At 39.8% G+C, this 24842-nt stretch carries 23 protein-coding genes and 1 tRNA gene; 2 read left to right on the forward strand and 22 right to left on the reverse strand.

Annotated elements, in window-relative coordinates; all coding sequences use genetic code 11:
* Nucleotides 1-8: 8 nt before the first annotated feature.
* From FOL01_RS08355 to FOL01_RS08415, 11 genes are all read right to left on the reverse strand, one after another.
* Nucleotides 9-551, reverse strand: a complete 543-nt coding sequence (locus tag FOL01_RS08355) for a dCTP deaminase/dUTPase family protein (protein ID WP_075270197.1) — start codon at nt 549-551, stop codon at nt 9-11.
* A 98-nt stretch (nt 552-649) separates the two neighbouring features.
* Nucleotides 650-928, reverse strand: a complete 279-nt coding sequence (locus FOL01_RS08360; RefSeq protein WP_075270198.1) for a GNAT family N-acetyltransferase — start codon at nt 926-928, stop codon at nt 650-652.
* Between the two features lie 54 nt (nt 929-982).
* Entirely contained in the window at nt 983-1525 is a 543-nt protein-coding gene (locus FOL01_RS08365) for an NlpC/P60 family protein (RefSeq protein WP_075270199.1), read from the reverse strand.
* A gap of 65 nt (nt 1526-1590) precedes the next feature.
* Nucleotides 1591-3252 (reverse strand): LysM peptidoglycan-binding domain-containing protein, encoded by a 1662-nt coding sequence (locus tag FOL01_RS10905; protein ID WP_169823045.1) that lies wholly within the window; start codon nt 3250-3252, stop codon nt 1591-1593.
* Between the two features lie 285 nt (nt 3253-3537).
* Nucleotides 3538-5616: an ATP-dependent Clp protease ATP-binding subunit gene (locus FOL01_RS08385; protein ID WP_075270200.1), complete on the reverse strand. Its 2079-nt coding sequence runs from the start codon at nt 5614-5616 to the stop codon at nt 3538-3540.
* A 211-nt stretch (nt 5617-5827) separates the two neighbouring features.
* Nucleotides 5828-6835, reverse strand: coding sequence for a zinc-binding alcohol dehydrogenase family protein (locus tag FOL01_RS08390; protein ID WP_083603474.1), 1008 nt, complete (start codon nt 6833-6835; stop codon nt 5828-5830).
* Nucleotides 6836-6946: 111 nt separating this feature from the next.
* Nucleotides 6947-7663 carry an acetolactate decarboxylase gene (gene budA / locus FOL01_RS08395; RefSeq protein WP_075270201.1) on the reverse strand — a complete coding sequence of 239 codons (717 nt, stop codon included), beginning with the start codon at nt 7661-7663 and terminating at the stop codon, nt 6947-6949.
* Nucleotides 7664-7803: 140 nt separating this feature from the next.
* Entirely contained in the window at nt 7804-9492 is a 1689-nt protein-coding gene (gene alsS / locus FOL01_RS08400; protein ID WP_075270202.1) for an acetolactate synthase AlsS, read from the reverse strand.
* Between the two features lie 253 nt (nt 9493-9745).
* Nucleotides 9746-9817, reverse strand: a tRNA-Gln gene (locus tag FOL01_RS08405).
* A gap of 134 nt (nt 9818-9951) precedes the next feature.
* On the reverse strand, nt 9952-10380 hold the full coding sequence (locus tag FOL01_RS08410) for a MarR family winged helix-turn-helix transcriptional regulator (RefSeq protein ID WP_075270203.1): 429 nt from the start codon (nt 10378-10380) through the stop codon (nt 9952-9954).
* Nucleotides 10381-10509: 129 nt separating this feature from the next.
* Nucleotides 10510-10947, reverse strand: a complete 438-nt coding sequence (locus FOL01_RS08415) for a universal stress protein (protein WP_075270204.1) — start codon at nt 10945-10947, stop codon at nt 10510-10512.
* A gap of 397 nt (nt 10948-11344) precedes the next feature.
* Here FOL01_RS08415 and rpmF point away from each other — a divergent pair, with 397 nt between their 5' ends.
* On the forward strand, nt 11345-11518 hold the full coding sequence (rpmF, locus tag FOL01_RS08420) for a 50S ribosomal protein L32 (protein WP_002827844.1): 174 nt from the start codon (nt 11345-11347) through the stop codon (nt 11516-11518).
* A 308-nt stretch (nt 11519-11826) separates the two neighbouring features.
* Here the strand turns inward: rpmF and FOL01_RS08425 are convergent, their stop codons facing one another.
* From FOL01_RS08425 to uvrA, 9 genes are all read right to left on the reverse strand, one after another.
* Nucleotides 11827-12975: a PTS sugar transporter subunit IIC gene (locus tag FOL01_RS08425; RefSeq protein WP_075270205.1), complete on the reverse strand. Its 1149-nt coding sequence runs from the start codon at nt 12973-12975 to the stop codon at nt 11827-11829.
* A 94-nt stretch (nt 12976-13069) separates the two neighbouring features.
* A complete protein-coding gene (locus FOL01_RS08430; protein WP_075270206.1) occupies nt 13070-14065 on the reverse strand; it encodes a D-2-hydroxyacid dehydrogenase in 996 nt (331 codons plus the stop codon).
* A gap of 410 nt (nt 14066-14475) precedes the next feature.
* The gene (locus FOL01_RS08435; protein WP_075270207.1) at nt 14476-15720 is read right to left on the reverse strand and encodes an MFS transporter; all 1245 of its coding nucleotides are present in this window, start codon (nt 15718-15720) and stop codon (nt 14476-14478) included.
* 254 nt (nt 15721-15974) lie between these two features.
* On the reverse strand, nt 15975-16568 hold the full coding sequence (locus FOL01_RS08440; protein ID WP_075270208.1) for an ATP-dependent Clp protease proteolytic subunit: 594 nt from the start codon (nt 16566-16568) through the stop codon (nt 15975-15977).
* Nucleotides 16569-16649: 81 nt separating this feature from the next.
* Nucleotides 16650-17621: a DNA-binding protein WhiA gene (whiA, locus tag FOL01_RS08445; RefSeq protein WP_075270209.1), complete on the reverse strand. Its 972-nt coding sequence runs from the start codon at nt 17619-17621 to the stop codon at nt 16650-16652.
* Between the two features lie 30 nt (nt 17622-17651).
* A complete protein-coding gene (locus FOL01_RS08450; protein ID WP_075270210.1) occupies nt 17652-18647 on the reverse strand; it encodes a gluconeogenesis factor YvcK family protein in 996 nt (331 codons plus the stop codon).
* The gene (gene rapZ / locus FOL01_RS08455) at nt 18644-19537 is read right to left on the reverse strand and encodes an RNase adapter RapZ (RefSeq protein WP_075270211.1); all 894 of its coding nucleotides are present in this window, start codon (nt 19535-19537) and stop codon (nt 18644-18646) included. The genes FOL01_RS08450 and rapZ overlap by 4 nt, the downstream gene beginning before the upstream one ends.
* A gap of 172 nt (nt 19538-19709) precedes the next feature.
* Nucleotides 19710-19829: a putative metal homeostasis protein gene (locus FOL01_RS11215; protein WP_169823052.1), complete on the reverse strand. Its 120-nt coding sequence runs from the start codon at nt 19827-19829 to the stop codon at nt 19710-19712.
* Nucleotides 19830-19908: 79 nt separating this feature from the next.
* Nucleotides 19909-22764: an excinuclease ABC subunit UvrA gene (uvrA, locus tag FOL01_RS08460; protein ID WP_075270212.1), complete on the reverse strand. Its 2856-nt coding sequence runs from the start codon at nt 22762-22764 to the stop codon at nt 19909-19911.
* 208 nt (nt 22765-22972) lie between these two features.
* On the opposite strand from uvrA, the gene FOL01_RS08465 reads away from it, so the two are divergent.
* Nucleotides 22973-23263, forward strand: coding sequence for a hypothetical protein (locus tag FOL01_RS08465; RefSeq protein ID WP_075270213.1), 291 nt, complete (start codon nt 22973-22975; stop codon nt 23261-23263).
* A 56-nt stretch (nt 23264-23319) separates the two neighbouring features.
* Here FOL01_RS08465 and FOL01_RS08470 read toward each other — a convergent pair whose 3' ends face one another.
* Both FOL01_RS08470 and FOL01_RS08475 read right to left on the reverse strand, forming a co-directional pair.
* On the reverse strand, nt 23320-24498 hold the full coding sequence (locus FOL01_RS08470; protein WP_075270214.1) for an ATP-binding protein: 1179 nt from the start codon (nt 24496-24498) through the stop codon (nt 23320-23322).
* 23 nt (nt 24499-24521) lie between these two features.
* Entirely contained in the window at nt 24522-24764 is a 243-nt protein-coding gene (locus tag FOL01_RS08475) for a hypothetical protein (RefSeq protein WP_075270215.1), read from the reverse strand.
* Nucleotides 24765-24842 lie beyond the last annotated feature (78 nt).

Below are 24842 nucleotides of genomic sequence, written 5' to 3' on the forward strand. Positions count from 1 at the left end.
CACCTCCTCTATTTAATCCCAGAGCTACCGAAACCACCCTGACGTGTTTTTTTTATTTGTTTCTGATCATCATCAGTTACTAGGAAAGGCATAAAAATCCCCTGGCCAATCCGTTCACCCTTTTTAATCGTCATATCATGAAGTCCCAAGTTGATCATTTGGATAAAAATCTCACCTTCATTTTTAGGATTATCAACGTAATCAGCATCAATAATCCCTACACCATTCGGCAAAATCAAATGGCGCTTTAATGGATTTGACGAACGATTAGCAATCATCAAATATTCGTCATCACCCATATAGGCTTTAATACCGGTTGGTATCAACAATGGCTTGATTATTTTTGATGCTTGTTCATCATCGGTAGTTGCTATGACATCATTATGTCTGATTTGCCATAAAACTTTCAAAAATGGCAAGCGCCAAATAGATGGCAACGTAAAATCCTCAGCTGCCTGGAAATCATAGCCAGCAGCGTGTTCTGTACTTCGACTTGGCAAACTTAAATTGGCGTTTGCATACTTCTTAACAACAGCAAATCCTCGTTTCATTTCAATCCCTCTCAAATAAATTCTCAAAACTAAGTATAACTTAATTTTAAGGAAATTAAAAAGCACTCGTCAAAATAACGGGTGCTTTCAAAACAAATTTAATCTTTATAAGCTATTTTTTTATATTCTGGGTTTCTGAAAAATGCTTGTCGCGCATAAGTACAGACTGGCTTTAGTTGTACACCTGCTTTCTCAGCACGCGCAACGACCTCTGCTAACAGTTGTCCAGCAATACCTTGTCCACGTAACTCTGGATCGACATACGTATGATCAATTGACCAGACCGCACCTCCTAGAATTTCGGGGAACAATATTTCTGCATCTACAATACCACCTGTTTCATGAAATAAGCGTCCGGGTTCATAAGTAAATTCCATATTGAAACCTCCTGACTCTATTATAACTAAATTACAACACCATTGTTGTTTAAACTACCTGATGGCACCCACAAAGTCTGGCAACCATTTTTGTGAAATAGTCTTAACGGTCACTTTTTCTGTAAATACATCAACCGTGACATATCTGCCGCCACCAATATAAATACCAGCGGTCGTTGGTAATAGTGCACTTCCCCAGACCAATAAATCACCCGGAATGGTTTCTGAAACATCGAATTGCGTGACAGTTTTCATTTGCTCACTAATTTCATGTGGAAAACCAACACCAGCAATTTTGTTGAACATATACTGAATCAAGCCACCCGTATCAAAACCGGTTTCTATGCTTTGACCATCCTTTAAATAAGGTACACCCACGACATCATCTAAAACTACTGTTAAACGCTCACAAATATCTTCCATTAGCATTTGTAACATCGTTCTTTGAATACGTGCCCCGGTTGTTTTACGAGCAAAATTTGATGCGGTAATTTGTACTGGTTTTTCCGCAAGTGGCGGTTCAAATAAAATTTCTGCATCTGCTTGATCGAAATCATTGAAATGCACAACACGCCCCGGTTCAATCTTAAATGGCATCCGTCAATCACTCCTTTTATTATACAAAAAAAGACCCGCTAGCGAGTCCTTCAAATAATTGCGTTTTATTGGTGAATAAATTGTACACCAGAAGTTGAAATAGTACGCTCGTTGAATGCTTTCCCTGCATAGTTTGCTTCTGAGATAGTAATTGTACCATCAGGGTTTACAGAATCAACAACAGCAACGTGACCGTATGAGCTAGCTCCACCAACACCTGGTGCAAATAATGCAACAGCTCCAACAGATGCTGAAGAATTTACAGTGTGACCTGCAGCAGTGGCTGATGCGCCCCATGCTGAAGCGTTACCCCAGTGATTACCAACCCAGCTCAAATCACCCTTAACAAACCATGTGCATTGTCCTGAAGGGTATGTGTTGCCGGCAGTATCTGCTGAAACAACTGACTTGTTTGCTGTAGAAGCTGTTGTGGCAAGCTTTTGTGGCTGAGCAGTTGCTTGTGATGCTTGCGCAGCTGATTGTGCGGCTGCTGAACTTGCTGCTGCAGCTGAGCTTGCAGCAGCTTGTGATGCTTGTGCTGCTGAGCTTGCTGCGGCTTCTGAGGCATTAGCAGCTGACGTTGCAGCTGATTGTGCGGCTGCTGACTTTGCTGCAGCTTCTGAAGCGTTAGCAGCTGATTGTGCGGCTGCTGACTTTGCTGCAGCTTCTGAAGCATTAGCAGCTGATGTTGCAGCTGATTGTGCGGCTGCTGACTTTGCTACAGCTTCTGAAGCGTTAGCAGTTGATGTTGCAGCTGATTGTGCGGCTGCTGACTTTGCTACAGCTTCTGAAGCGTTAGCAGTTGATGTTGCAGCTGATTGTGCGGCTGCTGACTTTGCTGCAGCTTCTGAAGCATTAGCAGCTGATGTTGCAGCTGATTGTGCGGCTGCTGACTTTGCTACAACTTCTGAAGCGTTAGCAGTTGATGTTGCAGCTGATTGTGCGGCTGCTGACTTTGCTGCAGCTTCTGAAGCATTAGCAGCTGATGTTGCAGCTGATTGTGCGGCTGCTGACTTTGCTGCAGCTTCTGAAGCGTTAGCAGTTGATGTTGCAGCTGATTGTGCGGCTGCTGACTTTGCTGCAGCTTCTGAGGCATTAGCAGTTGATGTTGCAGCTGATTGTGCGGCTGCTGACTTTGCTGCAGCTTCTGAGGCATTAGCAGTTGATGTTGCAACTGATTGTGCAGCTGCTGAACTTGCTGTTGCTTGTGAAGCGTTAGCAGTTGACGTTGCGGCTGGCTTTGCTGCAGCTGAACTTGCAGCTGGGGCACTACCAGTTGCCTTAGTTGCTGAAGCTGTAAGGTTAAGTGAATCACCAACAAAGATAGTTGATGAAGCTTGCAAACCTTCGTTAGCTGACAACAATTCTGACAAAGTCATACCATTAGCATTAGCGATTGCCCATAAAGTATCACCAGACTTTACAGTGTATGATGATCCCTTTGCAGCTTGCTTTTTTGGTGCTGCTGAAGATGCTGTTGATTCTGCTGATGTTGATGATGAACCTGGTAATTCAACCTTGTCACCAGTAATAATCATATTAGCGTCGGCAATTTTGTTTGCTGAAACTAATTCGTCAACAGATACATGATGAGCTGCTGCGATAGCATACAATGTATCTCCAGATTTAACAGTAACAGAATCGGCAGAAGCTACGACTGAGCTTCCAGCCAAGGCAGCTGCTGCTCCGGCAGTTGCTAATAGCGTATTTTTTACAGATGCGTGCATATTAAGTACCCCTTCGAACTTATTGTTTATATAAATTAGAAATTGCCCACCAGAACATTTCTTAAGATTTTCTTTATTTTTACTACAAGCACTATTGTACGTTAGAGACTTTTCAAAGAGTTTCATTTAATGTTTCATTTATGTTACACAGCACAAAAAACTTAATTTTTGCTTTATTTTATCCACATTTTGCTTAATTGAAAAATTCAACGACCTGATTATTGTACAAAAAAAGACAGCAATTGTAGTTGCTGTCTCGCTGATATTTATATTTTTTTAAACTTATTATGAATTTTGTACAGTACTCTTCATTTCTTCGATCACAATATCGTCATCTACTAACTTAGTGGTCAACTGTTTAACGTCCGGATTATCAAGATAAAAGTCTGCAATTTGATCTTCGAGTCGCTCTTGGATAACTCGACGCAATGGTCGTGCCCCCATTTCTGGATTATAACCCAGGTCAACAATCTTCTGCTTGACATCATCAGTAACAGTAAGATGTAGGTCTTTTTCTGCAATGGCGACATTCATATCAGCAATCATTAAGTCAACGATCTTTAACAAGTTATCCTTAGATAATGCATTGAATTCAACGATACCATCAAAACGATTCAAAAATTCAGGTTTGAAATATGGGGCCAAACGCTCTAGTAATCGTGAGGTACCACGTTCATGCTCTGGGTCAAAACCAACCTTCGTATCCTTGACACCAGTACCCGCATTTGAGGTCATAATAATAATTGTATCCTTAAATGAAACAATGTGACCTTGCGCATCGGTTAAACGCCCATCGTCAAGAATCTGCAGGAACATATTCATAACATCTGGATGGGCCTTTTCAACCTCATCTAGCAAAATTAGCGAATATGGGCGACGACGAACTGCTTCGGTTAATTGACCAGCTTCTTCATAACCAACATAACCTGCTGGGGCACCAATCAACTTTGAAACCGAATGCTTCTCCATGTATTCAGACATATCGAAACGTACCATGCTATCGGTTGTACCAAATAATTCTTTAGCTAATTGCTTAGCGGTCTCCGTCTTACCAACACCAGTTGGTCCTACAAATAAGAAACTTCCAATTGGACGTCCCGTTTTATTAAAACCAACTCGGTTACGACGAATTGCTCGGGCAATCTTTTCCGTAGCTTCATCTTGACCAATAACATGTTCAGCCAAATTGTCACCTAAATTGCGTAATTGCGTTTGCTCTGACTCAGCTAATTCTCCAACTGGAATACCAGTCTTTTCTTCAACAATCTTTTGGATGTCTTCAACTGTAACAGTTTGCGCCGCTTCATTCTGAGGTGCTTGTTGTTTAACAGCCTGTAATTGTAGTTCTAGATTATTAACCTGGTCACGTAGCTTGCTAGCCTTTTCATAATCCTCTTGCTCGATCGCCGATTGTTTTTGTGCTTCCGTTGAGTGAATCTTATTTTCCAGTTCCTTTGGGTCAGCAATTTTTACTGACAAGTTCTTTTTTGAACCGGCTTCATCAATTAAATCAATTGCCTTATCAGGTAAAAAGCGATCCGAAATGTATCGATTTGAAAGATTTACGGCAGCCTCCAAAGCTTCATCGGCATACTTGACCTTATGATAATCTTCATATCGTGAACGAATTCCCTGAATAATTTGTAGTGCTTCTTCAGTTGATGGCTCGTTAACCTGCACTGTTTGGAAACGACGGGCAATTGCTGCATCCTTTTCAATCTTACGATATTCATTAAGCGTTGTTGCTCCAATTAACTGAAACTCACCACGCGCTAGGGCAGGCTTCAAAATGTTACCGGCATCCATTGAACCTTCGCCAGCAGTTCCGGCTCCCATAATTTCATGAATTTCATCAATAAACAGGATAACGTCGTCCCGCTTTGAAACTTCGTCCATCAATTTCTGCATACGCTCTTCAAATTGACCACGGACACCTGTCCCTTGGACAAGAGAAACAACATCTAGACGAATAACTTCCTTACCTTGTAACTTTCCAGGTACTTTCGCGTTGACAATTGCTTGCGCTAATCCTTCGACAACGGCTGTTTTTCCAACACCGGCCTCACCAATCAACACTGGATTATTCTTCGTACGACGGTTAAGCACTTCAATAACACGTGCGATTTCATCGTCTCGTCCAATCACTGGATCAAACTTACCCTTGCGTGCCATTTCCGTCAGGTTAATACCATATTGATCAAGTAAACCATTTCCTTGACCACTATTATCATTCCCGCCACCTTGGCCCATCCGCGTACGTGGTCCTTGTTGTGAACGCTGTGCTTGTTGTGTCCTTGCAGCTTCATTATTCATCATACGAAAGATATCATCAAAACTTGAAAAACCAAATGGATCTTGTGCCATAATACGGCCTCCTTACATTCTTTTTTATATTCATTATTCCCAGTAGATTCAATATCCAGTCTTCTCTGACCTTTATTGACCTTGCTTACATTATCTATATTAGCACTCTACCATCGAGAGTGCAAATATTATTTCGTGCTTTTTTAGACAAAAAAAGAATGAATTTTAGTTTACATAAAAATCCATTCTCTATCATTCTTTTATTCATTAATTAATATTTAATTACTAGTTTTCCTAACATGTCACCAACAGAAACTTTTTGTTGCGCCTCCAATACCGCGGCGGCCGAGAAACCATCAACGGTTTGTGTAATCGTTGATTGCACATCCCCTGCACTCACTAATTCTGTAAGTAACGCTAAGGCCTCTCCTTGACTAGCAATATTCTGCCCAGCATTGGTCTTTGCAAACATAAATTCCCAATCTAATGAGGCTGCTTTGTTTTTAATAAGACCAACTGGCAACGGTTGTGTTGATTGCACGATTGCGCCGATATGACCATAGCTTCCTACTAACTTTGCTACCGCTTCAAAATGTTGGTCTAATGAATGTAGGACAGCAATATAAGGAATCTCAGAAAAACCAAGCTGCTTGACCTCAGACACATAATCTTCTCGGTGATTAACAACAAAATCAGCGCCTAATTGTTTGACCCATTCAATTGTTTCATCACGCGAAGCAGTGGCAATCACTGTCATACCCAGCCATTTTGCTAATTGGATCATAATCGATCCAACACCACCAGCACCATTAATAATCAACAAAGTCTTCCCTGACGCTGCACCAGCGGCCATTGAAATGCCAAATTTATCAGCAAGCATCTCATAAGCTGTTAAAAATGTTAACGGCAATGCTGCCGCTTCAACATCTGATAAATTATCAGGGGCCTTAGCAACTAAGTCTTCATTGACTGCTTCATACTCAGCGTTAGATCCTGTACGACCTAATTCGCCAGAGAAAAAGACGCGATCACCAACCTGATATTTTTTTACATCAGTACCAATTGAAACTACTTCACCAACACCATCAAAACCAAGGATACGTTCTTCCTTTGCCGCCACAGCTAATTCAAGCTGCTTAACATCCACAGGATTCATACCAGATGCAGTAATTTTTACAAGCACATCATGACTATCAACATTTGGCAACGGAATTTCTTTTTCTAACAACGGGTTGTCTTCATCAAGCGTCGTAACGACCGCTTTCATTAATTTTGTCATAATTCACTCCCTCAAATAATAGATACCAAGATTTCCTTACCTACATGATACTATGGTGGTAAAAAAATAGCGATAACAACACACTCAGGTGTTATTATCGCTAATTCATGATTAGTCTTGTGAACCTTCTGCTGCAGCAACGCCTTCTTTTAGGCCGTCCATATCAACATGATGCTCACGGAATTCTTGATTATCAATTGGCAAATGCAATTCATAATTATCGAAAATAGTTAAGTCCCCTTCAAGCTGATCAGCATCAAAGCCAAGGACATGTCCACCAAACGTCCGATCATCACTCAAGAAATGTACATGCCAACCAGCAGCGACAGTTCCTTGATACAACTCTGGTGAATAATAACCAACTAGTGTTCCAGTAACATCAGTCTGTTCAAACTCACGTTGTGTTTTCGTAATTTCAGACAATGATGGATATGGTCGTTCAGACTTTGGCGCAGACCTAACCTTCATAGATGAAAAGCTCCCGCGTAAGATAACACCAGAAAATGTGTTCTCTAATTCACGGTCGTCAATCAATGAAACCATTTCCGTCATATTGCCGGCACTAAACTTCACTGTTTCTGAAGGATCGTCTGCATGATGTACGGTTGCAAATGGTACCATTTTGCCCATATCGGTCACATGATGAATAACACCTTCACCATCCATATAGTAAACCTCACCATCAACCATGATCATCTCACCGTCAAGCCCATCGAACGTACCAATTCCTGTATCACCATGCTCTTTTAATTCAGCTAAAGTAGCTGATCCGCCAAGCACTTTGCCCATTAAAGCCGCTAATGTACTATGTTGATATACTGTTGACATATTTACTCTCCCTTTCCTTAACGCAAGAGGCTGAGACAAAAGAAAATGTTCCAGCCTCCTTGTACCTATAATTCGTCAATTTTTATTTGATAAATATTAGGCATAACCGTGATTCAAAACGTCTTTTGCCTCACAATTTTCTATTCACCATCATCTATTAATTGTGACATTAATTCATAATTATGTGAATAATCTACCGGAATCTCAACAACAACTGGTCCCTCGGTTGCAAAGGCCTCATCCAATACAGCATTCAATTGCTCAGGCTTATCAACACGCAATCCCTTAGCGCCAGCTGATTCAGCAAACTTCACAATATCAATATCAGAGAACTTTACCCCGGCTGACTCACCGTTGTACTTAACTTCTTCTTGGAATTTAACCATATCATAGTGATAATTATCTTGCCAAACGATGTGGACAGTATTCAAGTGCAATTGCACTGCAGTTGCTAACTCCATTCCTGAGAAGAAGAAACCACCATCACCTGAAACAGACACGGCTTTAGCATTTGGACGGACCATTGCGGCTGCCATAGCCCATGGCAAACCAACACCTAATGTTTGCATACCGTTTGAGATCAAGAAATGACGAGGAACGTATGACTTAAAGTGACGACCTAACCACAAGTAGTGAGAACCAATATCAGATGTTAACGTCATTTCATCTGTCATATGTGCTTGTAATGCTTTAATGATACTCAATGGGTGGTTCAAATCTGGTTGAGCAGGTGTATACGTTGGCTCAGCCGCCGCATGCAAATCAGCCTTCAATGCGGCTAATTTAGCTTGTGATTCGGAAGGCAACTCATAGCCGTTGATTTGCTCTTTCAAAGCGCTCAAAGTATCAGCCAATGTACCAACTAATTGACGTTCTGGCGTAAAGTGATTGTCGATTTGAACAGCCTGCGTATCCATTGCAACAATACGCAAATCGGCATTCTTGTTCCAATTACGTGGTTCATATTCGATTGCATCGTAGCCCACTGTAATCACTAAGTCAGATTGTGCCAATAGACGGTCACCAACTTGGTTACGGAAGAACCCAATTCGACCAAAGAATGTTTGCTCTTCTAGCTCACGTGAAATAACTCCCGCACCTTGATAAGTTTCAACCACCGGTAAAGTTGTTTGCTCTAGCAATGTATGCAATGCATCTGTTGTTGCATCATCTGAACCACGAGCACCAACCAACAAAACTGGTAACTTAGCGGCTTTAACTTGCTCAGCTAACCAATCAATATCGTCTGCAGCTGCTGCACCATACGTAGCTGGTTTAACAACTGGTAATGCGTCCATGTCAACTTCTGCTTCATCAACATCTTGTGGTAATGAAACAAAAGCAGCACCTGGTTTAGGTCCATTTGCGGCTGCAAACGCATTAGAAATAATTTCTGAAATATTATTTTGATCTTGAATTTCAACTGAATAATTTGTAATTGGCGCAAACAAAGTTGCCGATGGCGTACTTTGATGTGTCAAGCGATACAAATCCTTACGTTGTACCTGACCACCAATTGCCAAAACAGGATCATTTTCAGCAGTTGCTGTCATCAATCCTGAGGCCAAGTTACCCACACCTGGGCCTGAAGTAACAGCAACAACTCCGGTTTTACCAGTGATACGCGCGAATGCTTGGGCCATAAACACAGCGTTCTGTTCATGACGAGTAACAATTAACTTAGGTGCTTTTGTTCCTTCTGCTGGATGTTCAAGCTTTTCAAATAAGCGATCAATCTTAGCACCAGGAATTCCAAACACCAAATCAACACCATGGTTGTTTAGGCTGTCGACTACTAAGTCGGCACCGGTCTTCTTCTCTTCAGACATGTACTCTACCTCTTTAAAATATATTGCAAATAAGCGTCAATGCTTACATTGTAGCGCGTTCACACCCTATTTTGTAGTAAAAAGCAACGGGGCTTCTGGTTTAAAACATAGTACATTTTTTCACAAAGCTTATAATGTTCAGCACTATAACGCTTACACAATTTGTGAAATTTTATTTGAATTTTTTTATAACATGCAAAAAAGCGTTAGCTATTTCTCATCAAAATAACTAACGCTTTCCGCATCTGTAAAACTGGGCATACTGGATTCGAACCAGTGCATGATGGCACCAGAAACCATTGCCTTACCGCTTGGCTAATGCCCAAAAAACAACTATTCAATCATACAACATACCTTGGACAAATACAAGGGCAATAATATTAAAAAATATTTTTTAAATATAAATCATCTGATTGTTAGTCGTGTCATTTGCAACACCTTGCCAAGGATACCACGAATTTAGTGATCAGTCAGCACCTTATCATCAAATTTAAGCATGTATTTGAGAATTTCAGTTGCCCGTTCTTCACCCAAAGCAACTAACCAACCATCAAAGCGCAATTCAATATGTTGGGTCAACTCTCGTTCTACTTCTTGACCACGTTTCGTTAAGTGCAGCAACATCCGGCGACGGTCAGTCACATCTGCTTCCTGCCAGATATATTTTTTCCGCAATAGCATGCGAATTTGCCGTGATACGGCTGCCCGAGTGACTTGACGTTTGGCCACAATATCTGTCAATGTTAGGCCATCATGTTGTACCACGCCTTGCATAATCAAATATTGTTCAAATGATAAATCATACAATGACGCTGGTTCATCAACCATCTCATTCAAATACTTTATCGTCGATAGGTAAGCGTTGATATATTTCGCAACTAAATTCATTTTTCTTCTCCAAAAGAATATTTTCCTACTATAAAAACTATTTTATAAAATAAGCAATATTCTTTCAGACTAATTTTTTTAAAAAAAGAGATTAGCACGCTAATTGCTAAACTCTCATGGTATTTATCATTAACGAACAATCATAACTGTTACTGGCGCATTGTTTGCGACATAACTTGATTGCGAACCAAAGTACTTTTCCGTCCCTTGTTGTGAATGTGATCCAATAACGACCATATCTGGCTTAACGGCTGGAATAACATCCTTCACAATAACTTCTCCTGGCTCACCTTCAGCAATACGTGTATCAACATCAGATACACCATTTTCAATAGCCATTTCACGATAACGTTCTAACGCACGTTGCACATCCTCCTCAGCGGCACTACTACGTTCTTTTGAAAAGAAGTCAAAAACGTTTAACTGTTCTTTTTCAAAAATAGAAATAATTGTTAACTTAGCATTGTCCTCTTTTGCCTGATGAATCCCATTAACCAAGGCCATTTGTCCAAGGTTTGAATCATCAACTGCTACAAGAATATGTTTGAATTGTTTTCCTATTGCCATTTTTACTCTCCTCTACGTATATAGTCGTCATAACAATCAAGCATATTGACTATTATTACATTTACCGATAAATTCCCCGATTATCAACTTGTTTAATCCACCCAAATTACTAGCTGATACAACCGCCAAACTTGGACCATCACTTTGCTGTAACGGATCCTCTACTGAAAAAGTAACCTCAGTAAATATGCCTCCTTGTTTTTTGGTATACCTAATTATCTATCTAGCCTCATAAAAAGTAAAGTTATTACCAGACTTTTATTGCCTTAATAATTCTTTATAAAAAGGCGATAACTTGACAAAAAGCAAAAAATAATGTAATTTAGAACAGTTGAAAAAATAAGATTATTAAACACTGCCTTCTTTCTAACACGGCGGTGTAAGGGAGGATATTACTATGGCAGTTCCTGCACGTAAAGTTTCAAAGCACGCAAAGCGCACTCGTCGCGGCGGTCAAGGCGGATTGAAGACGCCAGCTATTCACATGAACGAAAATGGTGTGTACGTACGTAACCACCACGTTGCTGCTGATGGCACTTACAACGGTAAGCAAGTTGTTTCACCTAAGTAAGCTCATTTATTAATCTATTTTTGGATAGATAAAAATAAACGATTATTAAGACAGGGAATGGATTTGACCATTCCCTGTTTTTTTTATTTTACTGTGTTTTTAGCCCTTTTCACACCTTATTGTAAAATAATACCATCCTGATTCTAAAAGTGCTTAGAACGTGACTACAAGCCAGCTGTCAATGGTATTTAGAATAGATAGCGCCACGCAAATTAAACATCATTTCCAGGCTAGTAGATCACATATACTTGCAATATCTTTATAATAAAAAGACCGGAACAATTATTATGTTCCGGTCTTTTATCATATTAAATTTCTTGCTTAAAGTCTTCTGGCTTGTAAAGCTTGAATACCTTTGTAAATAATAGGTCAACAACAATTCCAGCGATAATTGGTACGATTGCCCAAACTAAGATAGCTGGCATAACACCAATTACATTTGATTGGAATACCTTATCAGCAGCATCACGTACAACTGACTGAATTGGTGATACAAATCCAATCCAACCAAATCCGGCTGAAGTTGGTGTTCCTTGAACGTTCAAGAAACTAATTGGCAATGCTGAAAGTGCAGCAGCAGCCATGAATGAGAATAACATGATTGGCTTCTTAAACACTGAAGGCATCATTCCCTTCATAGCTCCTAAGAAGATAGCAATTGTCGTTCCAACCTTGTTAACTCTAAGCGAGTTAATCAATAGGACAACTGTCGTTGCAACGATACCAACACCAGCAGCTGCTGATCCCAGTCCAGATAATGTAATTGCCAAAGCAATACCAACAGTTGAAACAGGTGTGACGATAATAACGGCGAATGCCATGGCAATAATAATTGTCATTGGCAATGGTTGCAAATCAGTTGCTAATTGCACCATCTTTCCAAGCCAAGTGGTTACTTCACCAACATAAGGTGCGATTTCTTTACCAATTAATCCAACACCCCCACCTACAACGATAGGACTTAGGATAATTGCTAATGAACCGAATCCCCATAGATATTTAGCAATCAACCAAATAACAAGGACACCGATTGCCGCAACAATCATGGCATTGATAACATCTCCAGCTCCAGATGCCATGTACACCGTACTAGGCGAGGTCGTTGTCACACCAGTAATTGGATTCTTAAATCCTGCTGGCACTGAAGCCCAATTAATCGAACCACAGGCAACTCCAACCGCAATGGCCATAACTCCAACATCTAGAGACTTCATGTTAAATTGCATGGCAATTGCCAAACCAATCAACATTGGGATAAATGACGAGAATAACGTCAAAATTGCACTTAGATCAACTGCCCAACCCATGCCGCTTTGTACAAACGGACGAATAACGTACTTCAAAACAGCAGATGGTAAAACACCAATCAAAATACCTTGAGCAGAACCAGACAATACTTTAAAGAAAAAATCTTTAAACTTTAGTTCGTAAGAACCGTCAAAAACTGCGCTAGCCATAATATTCAATTACCTTTCTAATCTAATGTGACAATGTCACATACCTACTCACAGTAATAAAATCCCACAATCATTACTGTAAAAAAATTAACTTTTAATACTTAACTTCGTTTGGTGTCTCTTCACCCTTAATAAAGGCTAATGAGGCATCCATTGATTGCGTAACCATCTCATAAACAGCCTTAGTTGTATAGAAAGCTGTGTGAGGTGTTACCAAAACGTTCTCACGAGCAATCAAGTCTGCAATCTTAGCATCTGGGAATTCTTTGTCTGACCAGTCACTGTTGAACAAGCCAACTTCCTTCTCGTAAACGTCCATTGCAAGACCAAAGATTTTACCTGAATCTAAACCATCGACAATGGCGTCAATATCCATCAAGTCACCACGAGAAACATTGATTAATACAACATCATCCTTCATCTTTGCAATTGATTCTGCATTAATCATGTGGTAATTTTCTGGCAAACTTGGGACGTGAAGTGAAATCACATCAGCTTGGGCGTACAATTCATCCAATGTGTCAACGTAAATACCTTCTGCTTCAAGCTCAGGGTTACGGTAAACATCATAAGCAACGATCTTAGCACCGAAGCCCTTCAAAATATTGATCAACACACGTCCAATGTGTCCTGTACCAATAATTCCGAATGTTTGCATGCGAACTTCACGACCAATTGTTGGTGCCCAACGCAAATCATGGTTAGCAATTTTGTTATCTAATGGCTTTGTCTGACGTAGCACACGTGCCCCTTGAATAGCTGCGTGCTCAGCAATTGCATTAGGTGAATAAACTGCAACATTTGAAATTGAAAAGTCGAAACGACGAGCTGTATCAAAATCAATGTTATCTGTACCAACGTTACGTAATGACATTTTGTTAATGCCTAATTCGTGCAAAGCGGTCAACGTTTCAGGTGTGTATGATAATTGTTGGTAAACATCAACTGCATCTGCGCCCTTAGCTAACTTAGCAGTTTCTGGATCCAATAACTTATCAGTAAAGTCTACTTCTACTTCTGGGTGGTTTGATTCCCACTCACGTAGTGCGGCTTGTTCATCTTGTCGAATACCATATGCAAAAATTTTCATTGTTCTATTTCCTCCAAAGCATGTCTTAACACTTTTAATTATAAATACATTTGTGAAATATTCAACACAATAACCACAAATAAACAAAACGTGTCGTTTCAATATGGGACAAATCACGTTACTTATAGCTAAAATAGAATATATATATTTATTTTAAAGCGCTTACACAATGTGTATAGATTCACAATAGGGAAGTATTAAATTTTATCTCCAAAGCACCTCCTCCACATAATGATAAGATGTAAACACCTATTCTGTCAACAAAGAAAGCGGTTACCGAAAAGTTTGTGAACATTCCATGCGCTGCAAGAAAAAAATTTACTTATTAATAAAAAACGACCATGAACTGACATTAGTTTGTCAGGCTCATCAGTCGCTTTCAAAAAACTTATTAAGTAATTGCTATTTGATTAATCTGCATTCTTTGTACTAATGTTTCGAATAGCTGGGAGGCTATACGCGAAAATAGCTAGTGCTACTTCAGCAATGCCACCCCACATAAACATTGGTAAAATGCCATACTGCTCTGCTAATGGCCCGATAAAAGCAAGGCCAACCGGTCCTGCTGCTGCTTGCAAAGGCATTGTAACTCCCATAACACGACCTAAATATTCTAGCGGATATGATTTTTGGATAATAGTCATTAAAAAGCTATTCATAATTGGAATAGCTAACCCAACAACAATATTAAAACCAAAGAATGACCAAAAGCCTAATTCATTGCCAGGCAATACACCAGAAAACATAAACATTGCGCCCATAAAAATTATCGCAATAAGCACAGGATGAATCAGCCGTGTAACTTTACTAAATAATCCAAGTATCAATCCACCGACCACCATGCCAACTGAAAAAATCGTTTCCACTAAATTGGCATGAAATAGACTCATTTTGAAATATTCGGTCGTAAAAAGCGGATACATTGAAGATATTGGCACAAAAGCCACCATTACCAGAGAAACAATAATGATTAATTGCAGTACACCACGCTGCCCAATCATCACCTTCCAACCAGCAATTAAATCACGAGATACTGTAATTTTTCCTTGTGACAGCTGATTAAAACTTGGTATCACAGATAACAATACTGTTGTTGAGCCAATAACCGCACCAACAATATCAATCCACATCACACCCACGAGTGGTAGATTACTGTATGTCAGAAACCCAAGGGTGGGTGCTAGTACCGTGCTAATAGCATTAAAACTGCCAATTTGCCCATTCGCTTTTACCAAAAAATCATCTGGCACTAATGTTGGTACAGTTGATTGAATAGTTGGTTGCTGAAGCGTTTGGGCAACTGAACGAATGAAAACGGCAGTATAGACAATATACAACGGCAATGTGCCTTCTCTATTACTAAATATTATTAGTAATGCAGCGGCAGCAACAATCAAGTCGCCACCAATAAGTAGCACCTTTTTATTTAATCGATCTACCAATGGCCCAACAATTGGTGCCAAAACAATTCCTGGAATTGTTGATAGCATTGTCGCAAAAGCTAAAACACTAGGAGACTTATAAGTCATGGTCATGAACCAAATAAGCGCGTACTGGACTGTCCAACTCGTTATCCCAGAAAGTAATTGACCGCCAAAAAGCCGATAAAAATTAAATTGCCAATTCTGTGGTAGTGATATTTTTTTGTTTTCCATTATTAATAAACCTCATTTTTTTAATGTTTGGGGTAAATCAATTTTGGTTATCTACTACAGCTATTTTGGTCATAATAAGCTCCTTATTTCATATGTATTTGGCGAAATAAAACGCGCTAACTAGCTTATCATACGTTAACAATGATTGCCATAATACTTATAACAAACAATCACAAAAAAAGTACCAATAACTAATTTTTTGAAATTAGCTATTGGTACCAAATATTAACGAATTTTATATTACAAAATCACTTTTATGACTTATCCTTAGCACTAGTCATAATCTTATCAATCAAGCCATACTCAAGTGATTCTTCAGCATCTAGCCAGTGATCACGCTCAGTATCCTTTTCAACTTCTTCAAATGGTCGACCAGTATTGTCTGCCAAAATTTGGTTCAACTTCTTACGAGTCTTCAAAATTTCTTTAGCAGCAATGGCAATTTCAGTTTGTTGTCCTTGAGCACCACCTGATGGTTGGTGAATCATGAACTGTGAATTAGGCAAAATGAATCGCTTACCCTTAGCACCTGAAGATGCTAAGACAGATGCCATTGATGCTGCCAGTCCAATTGTAATTGTTTGAACGTCAGCACTAATGAAATTCATCGTGTCATAAATAGCCATACCAGCATTAACTTCTCCACCTGGAGAGTTAATGTACATATAAATGTCCTTGTCTGGATCTTGGGCATCTAAGAATAGCAACTGTGCAATAATTGCTGTTGCCATTTGTGATTCAATTTCACCATTAACCATAATTATACGGTCAATTAATAAACGTGAAAAAATATCATATGAACGCTCACCATGTGATGATTGTTCAATAACATATGGAATTGGTGTCATTTTTTATTTCCTCCTAGTGTTCAAAATCAAGAACATATTACCATTTTATCATTTCGTCAAGAATGGTCAAACCCTATTTAACTAATTATCATTTCCTCGTTGCAGCTCTTTTGGGATTTGTCCTGTGTCTCTGATTTCATCAGCCATTTTTGTTAATTTTCGTAAACGATGATTAACACCGGATTTCGAAATTTCACCTGATGGCACATACCTTCCGAGTGCTGACAACGGATCCTCACGATGCGCTAAGCGAACTTCAGCAATTTCACGTAATTTTTCTGGAAAGCGTCCCAAACCAATTTCTTCGTCTAAAAACAAAATATCATCGATTTGTTTTTGGCTCGCATTAACGGTCTTATCTAAATTAGCATTTTCAGCATTGACCAACCGATTAACGGAATTACGCATATCACGAATAATGCGTATATCTTCCATACGAAACATTGCATTTGTTGCACCGATAACTTTCATCATGTCACCAATTTTTTCAGCTTCCTTCAAGTACACGATGAATCCTGAACGGCGTTCAACCACTTTAGCATTCAAATCAAATCGGTTCATTAAATTTGATAACTGCGTAGCTTGTTCTTCATATAAAGAATATATCTCTAAATGATAACGGCTAGTTTCTGGGTTATTCACCGAACCAGCAGCCAAAAAAGCCCCACGTAGATAAGAACGTGCTTTGCCTTCTGGCTCTAGCCACTCATCAGGAACAGTCGGTAGTAATTCGAATCCTTCAAAGATATGCAAATCATCAAGTAATTCGTTAACACCTTTCGTAATACGAACGACATACAAATTATTTTTCTTCAATTTCATTTGACGACGAACAGAAATTTCTGATGGCAAACGATAGAATTTTTGCAATAACCCTAAAATCCGTCGTGCCGTTGCCGCATTTTCGGTTTGCACATTAAGGGTGAAATGCTGATTCTTCAATCCCAATGAGCCATTCATCCGTAGCAAAGCAGATAATTCAGCCTTCGCATTATCTGGATTACTAATTTCTAAGGTGGTTAATTCTTTTTTAACATCACTCGCAAATGACATTAGTGCCACCTCCCACTATATTTATTTCAATTAATTTGTCGCCAATTGCATAATTAGTTGTGCGACGGCATCCCCATCATGGAACGCACCTTCATCTCGTAAGGCTAATAGGTCGCCCAAAACCGGTTCAGCTCCTAATTCTTGCACAGACTCTGGATCTGAATGTACTTGGTATGAAATTTCATTCCAACGTTGCCAATCAATATAATCGTCAGGCACCTTACCAGTATTCATAATCACAGCATCTACGATTCGCTCACCAACATGCTTATTGATTGCATTCACATGATCCGCATCCGTAAAATTGTCTGTTTCCCCTTTTTGGGTCATGATATTGGCAATATACACGACTTTAGCACGGGTTGAACGTAACGCCTCTGCTACATTGGGCACCATTAAATTAGGTAAAACACTCGTAAACAAGCTACCTGGGCCAAGGACAACCACATCTGCTTCTAAAATGGCGTTGATAACTTGGCTAGGTGACTGCACAATATGCGTAGCCGGTTGTTCTTGGGCAGTGACCCAGATATGATCAATAGTTTTATGAGCGGCCGTGATCTCAGCTTCGCCCGCTAATTCTGTCCCATCCGAGAAACTTGCATGCAATACCAGTGGTTCATTTGCCACCGGATAAACATGGCCACGAACTTGCATAATTTTCGTTAGTAATTGTATCCCATCAAAAATATCATGTTCTTTTTCTGCCATTGCCGCAATAATCAAATTTCCTAAAGAATGATGGGCAAGCATGTCATCTTCGGGTTTAAAACGATACTGGAAAATATCCAACAAACTGGTTGGTAACTCCGATAACGTTGCCACCACATTACGGATATCTCCAGGTGGTACCATTTTTAGATAATGGCGTAGTGTTCCCGAGGAACCCCCATCATCAGCGACCGTAATAATTGCTGTTAAATCGTTTTCATATTTTTTTAAGCCATTTAACACGACGGGTTGACCAGAGCCACCACCAATCACAACTATTTTCGGTACACGCTTAACTGTATATTTTTCTGTCATGACCGGTTAGTGCTCTCCTTTCGGCGTTCAATATCACGATGATTCTCATTGACCACCCAGTCTTCGGACAAGTCATGATGTAAACGATGGGCAAACGCAACCGAACGATGTTGACCACCTGTACAACCAAAAGCAATCGTCAAGGTACTTTTGCCCTCAGCCTTATACTTTGGTAATAGCCATTTAATTTGCTCACTAACTCGTTGATAGAACTCATTTGCATCATCGGTTTGCCAAACATAGTTAGCCACAGATTCATCCAACCCGGTTAGTTGGCGTAAATCTTCCTTGTAATATGGGTTAGGTAAGAAACGAACATCGAATACTAAATCAGCATCAACCGCAATACCATACTTAAACCCAAAACTCATGACCTGAATCGTAAACGTACCAGCTTGATCTTTATTTGAACCAAAATGTGCTTGAATATAATTTCGCAATTGTCTTGGTGCATAATCATCCGTATGAATAATCTCACTTGCTAAGTCACGAATCCCGGCTAGTTGTTCTCTTTCTAATTGAATACCATATAAAGTACCACCTTCACCAGCTAAAGGATGCGAACGTCGTGTTTCTTTATAACGGGCCACTAATTCACCATCAGAAGCATCAATGTAGACAATCTTCATATCGTACTTATCATAACTATTTTTTCTTAAGCGGCGCACCTCATGATCCAGGTCCTCAAAAAAACTTTGTGAACGTAGATCAATCATAACCGCTGCACGTTGAATCGTGTCTTCATCTGAAATCATTTGCCAAAACTTAGGTAACATGGCAGGTGGTAGATTCTGCACTGTGAAATACCCAAGGTCTTCAAATGCCTGAATGGCAACCGTTTTACCAGCGCCACTCATACCAGTGACAATAATTAATTCTTTTTTGCTCATCTGGCTGCCCTCCTCTTAATTTGTCTTATCCATTGTATCATCTTTAAGATACACCCGGGTATCTCATGAATGAAAAAGCGAATGTTATAGAATCCAGTATGCCCACCCATGCACATACCACTTTTAGCAAAAAGGCTGGAACATTTTCTCTTGTTCCAGCCTGCTAATATATTTACTTTTTAATTGTTTGGTGACTTGCTTCATGCAAAACTTTCAACGCACGCTTACGAGTCTTAATATTAGGACTCTTCATTTTACGTCGAGCTGATGCAACATCTAATTTTTCTGCCATCATTGTTACCTCTCAATACGCCAAATTCAACTTACAAAACATAAGTATACGCAACCTACTTTAAATTTGCAAACATACACTACTTTGTATCATTGGCGCGTTGTCGATCTCGTGCCATAATTGGTCCTAAATATTGGCCCGTATATGAACCTGACGTTGCAGCAATTTGTTCGGGTGTCCCAGTTACTAGGATGTTACCACCACCTTCACCACCTTCTGGTCCCATATCGATTAACCAGTCAGCAGTTTTGATAACGTCCAGATTGTGTTCAATAATCAAGACAGAGTTACCACCATCAACCAATCGCTGCAAGACCTCCAACAGTCTTGAAATATCAGCAACGTGTAACCCCGTCGTTGGCTCATCTAGGATATAAAATGTTTTACCAGTTGAACGACGTTGTAATTCAGAAGCTAACTTCATTCGTTGGGCTTCACCACCTGACAAAGTCGTCGCTGATTGTCCTAACTTCACATACCCTAAACCAACATCGACCATCGTTTGTAACTTACGACGAATCTTTGGAATTGCTGCGAAAAAATCAACCGCTTGTTCAGCTGTGAGATTTAAGACATCGGCAATGGTCAAACCACGATAAGTAACTTCAAGGGTTTCCGAATTATAACGTGTACCACCACACACTTCACAAGTGACGTACACATCAGGCAAAAAGTTCATTTCAATCTTAATGACCCCATCACCTTTACATGCTTCACAACGGCCACCCTTAGTATTGAACGAGAAGCGTCCCTTCTTATAACCACGCATTTTTGCTTCATTAGTCTGAGCAAACAGCGCCCGAATATCATCAAACACCCCTGTATAAGTGGCTGGATTTGAACGTGGTGTCCGGCCAATTGGGCTTTGGTCAATATCAACAATCTTATCAATATTTTCATAACCCGTTATACGGCGATACTTTCCTGGCTTTTCAGAATTGTGATTTAGCTCCATTTTCAGAGCACGTTTAAGAATTGTATTAACTAACGTTGACTTACCTGATCCTGAAACACCAGTCACTACGGTAAATTTACCGAGGGGAAAATCAACTTTGATATTCTTTAGATTGTTTTCTGCGGCCCCTGAAACTGTTATTTTTTGACCATTACCTTTACGACGAGTATCAGGAACGGGAATAAACTTTTTACCCGCAAGATATTGTCCGGTTAGTGATTGTGCATTTCCTTCAATTTCAGCTGGGGTACCTGTGGCCATGATTTCACCACCATGTTCACCAGCGCCTGGTCCAACATCAATAATATAATCAGCTGCCCGCATCGTATCTTCATCGTGTTCGACAACAATCAATGTGTTCCCTAAATCACGCATTTGCTGCAAAGAATGAATCAAACGGTCATTATCACGTTGGTGTAACCCAATCGATGGCTCATCTAACACATACATTACCCCAGACAGATTTGAACCAATCTGAGTTGCCAAACGAATTCGCTGCGCTTCACCACCAGACAACGTTCTAGCCGAACGTGATAGGGTCAAATACTCTAAGCCGACATTTTTCAAGAAACGTAGCCGATCTTTAATCTCCTTAACTATCGGCGCGGCAACTTCTTGATCTTGTTGCCCAAATGAAAGTTGTTCAAAGAATGTCAATTCATGGTCAATTGATTGTTCAGAAATCTGACCAATATTTTGGCCACCAACTTTAACGGACAAGGCCCCTTCATTTAAACGGTAACCATGACAAGCTTGGCAAGTTAACTCATCCATATAACTACGCATTTGTTCACGAGTAAAGTCAGAATTTGATTCTCGATAACGACGATTGATATTGTTCATAACACCTTCAAAGACAACATCAACATCACGTACACCACCAAAATCATTTTCATAGTGGAAATGGAAAGTCTTATCCCCAGAACCATACAGGATAGTTTCACGTTGCTCATCCGTTAGTTCTTCAAAAGGAACGTCCATCGGAATATCGACTGACTCTGCGAACTGTCGTAACATCTCTGGATAATATGACGATGAAATCGGATTCCAAGCGTCGATAGCACCTTCAGCCAATGTTTTCCTTTGGTCCGGCACGACACGGTCAATATCCACCTCTAATGTGATTCCTAACCCACCACAGACTGGACAAGCACCAAGTGGCGCATTAAATGAAAACAGTTGGGGTTCAAGCTTACCAACTGCAAAGTTTTTTAGCGGACCAGTATAGTGATCTGAATAAGTCAATTGTTGCCCTTCGCCTCTCACAACGTCGACTGTCACAAGTCCTTCCGCCAAACGCATGGCAGATTCAAAAGACTCAAAGAGACGTGCACGCGAACTATCGCGTAAGATAATGCGATCAACAACAATGGCAATATCATGATATTTATTTTTATTTAGTTCAATATCATCAGTAACCTCATGCATCTCACCATCAACAATGAAACGAACAAAACCTTCTTTTTGAATTCGCTCAAATGCCGTTGCATGTGAACCACGTTTATGGCGAATAATTGGTGCCAGGATTTGCAATCGACTACCTTCAGGCAAACGTTCTGACAGATCATTCAACATTTGATCAATAGATTTTTTAACAATCGTACCATCTGCAGCAGAATCCGGCTGACCAACACGGGCAAACAACAGACGGTAGTAATCATTAATTTCTGTAACCGTCCCCACCGTTGACCGCGGATTCTTGGAAGTCGTCTTTTGATCAATTGAAATAGCTGGACTCAAACCATCGATGGCATCAACATCTGGTTTATCCATTTGCCCTAAAAATTGACGAGCATACGCTGATAAACTTTCAACGTAACGTCTTTGTCCCTCGGCGTATAATGTATCGAATGCTAGTGAACTCTTCCCAGAACCCGATAGCCCTGTCATGACAATAAATTTGTCCCTTGGAATGTCTACATCTACGTTCTTTAAATTGTGAGCGCGCGCGCCATGAATTTTTATCCAATCATTGACCATAAAACGTCTCCTTTAATCTCAATTATGCTAATTGTATTATAACCCTTTTGACAACCACATTGTTAGTTAAAACTTAACGGAATGACAGAACATTAATTTTAACAAGATTTATCTTATAATTCAGCTTATTTTTTACCTTTTTTTGGTCACCTAATCTAATTTCACGTATAATGGAGCATAGTATTTAACTATTGGAGGTTGTCAACTCATGAATCACAAAGCTGCCAAAGCTTGGTCTTTACGCTGGATTGCGCAACACCTTGCATCACTCGTGTTATTGATTGGTGCTGTATTGGCTGCTGCAGCTGCTTTAACAATGCTAGTTATTGCGGTTGAGGAAGTTATCGCACTTGTTTTTGCACAACGATTCATCAACACTTATACCAATGTGTATGGTAATGCCTGGAAAACAATTGCCTGGCACTTTGTTATCGTATTTTCACTGGTCACTTTCTGGTCAGCTGTTGATACGTTTATTCCAGAACCGACAAAAAAATAATAACAAAGGAACGTGCGAAAAAAGCCTTAGTCTTCTCTCGCACGTTCTTTTTGTTATTAAAAAAATTGTGGTGTCGTTGTATGATGATTCATTTCAGAAATAAACAGCATATCAATCGCCTTTGGTGGTACAAAATTATTTCCTGCCAACAATGCCTGACCAACATTCTGGTGGGCAATTTGTTGACCATAATCTTGTAATACCGGCAACTGTGCCAGTTCACTGCTCGTATTTAATTGATGTACCAAGTAATGACCAAACTGCCCTAATAATGATGCTGGTAAATCAAGTGGGCTTTGCGTTGTTAACATTAAAAACAAGCCCGACTTGCGACCTTCACGAGCAATTCTAAAAATACCATTAGTTGTCAATTTATCAGCCATCACATAACGATGGGCTTCATCAATCAACAAAGTAACTGGGACACTATGCTTTAGTTGTTGTTTTTCACGTAACAAAGCCGTCGTTAATAATGACACAATGACTTTTCCCATCGCCAAATTATCCGCAAATAACGAGCAATCAATCACCAAAATCTTATGATCACTGCGATGACCAGCAAACAATCGCAATAAATACATCACATCCGTTTGCATATTGGCTGGTGCTGGTTCATCTTCCGGTAAAGGCATATGGTAGAGCTGCTGAAAACGCTGCTGGCTAGTCAAACGCTTAATACGTCGAATTAATGGCAGACATTTTGCAAAGCCACTTTCATCAATCTTCTGACCGATGACGTCAAAGTTATCAACTGGCATAGCATATTCTTGCCGGAGTTGTTCTGGCAACAAGCCTAGGTCAACTGGTTGTGGGTAGTGATACAGTTGGTGCATATCTTTTTCAAAATCATCCCATGTACGATTAATTTTCGTATAGACCCCTGGTTGTTTCACAATGTTTTTTTGAATTTTTAAACTATCGAGTGCATCTGATAATTTTTCCTGTACTTCAGAATCATCCACCCCAAACAGTAAGTTCAAATCCTGACCAGTTAACTTCTCATAATCAATGTAAGCATTGTAGCCTAACTTGGCAACAACGGCATTTGGTAGGTGTGTATATTCACCAGTTGGATCAACAATCATCGTTGTTTGATTTTGAGCCATCAAGCCATGCAAAATCGTCATGGCACTTGTCGATTTACCACTGCCAGTTGCTCCCACAATCAATAGATGTTGTTGCAACAGTTTATCTGCTGATACCGTTAGTTCTTCTGATAATGGTATTGAAATCATACTTTCCACCCCTCTTTGTCAACTTAAAATAAACGAATTAAGTCCCAACTAACATTGATCAGCCAAATGACTGCTGTTGTTAAATACAACCATCTTTCCTTTGTGCGGCTAATAAATCCAATGATGAGAAATAAAACAAGTAACGCCAAATGATACCAAATAACCTGATCGATAAACACATCAAATAATGAATAGATACCCAGGAATAGCATCATAATGGCAAATACAATTAATACCCACTTACCAAAGTGAAATCCTTTTTTCACGATCTTTGTTCCTCCAATAAAATCACTAATACTATGTTACCGTTAGTTATGAAATAATGCGATAGCCACCACTTGCAA

The organism is Weissella thailandensis (genome assembly GCF_001932615.1).
Classification (GTDB): domain Bacteria; phylum Bacillota; class Bacilli; order Lactobacillales; family Lactobacillaceae; genus Weissella; species Weissella thailandensis.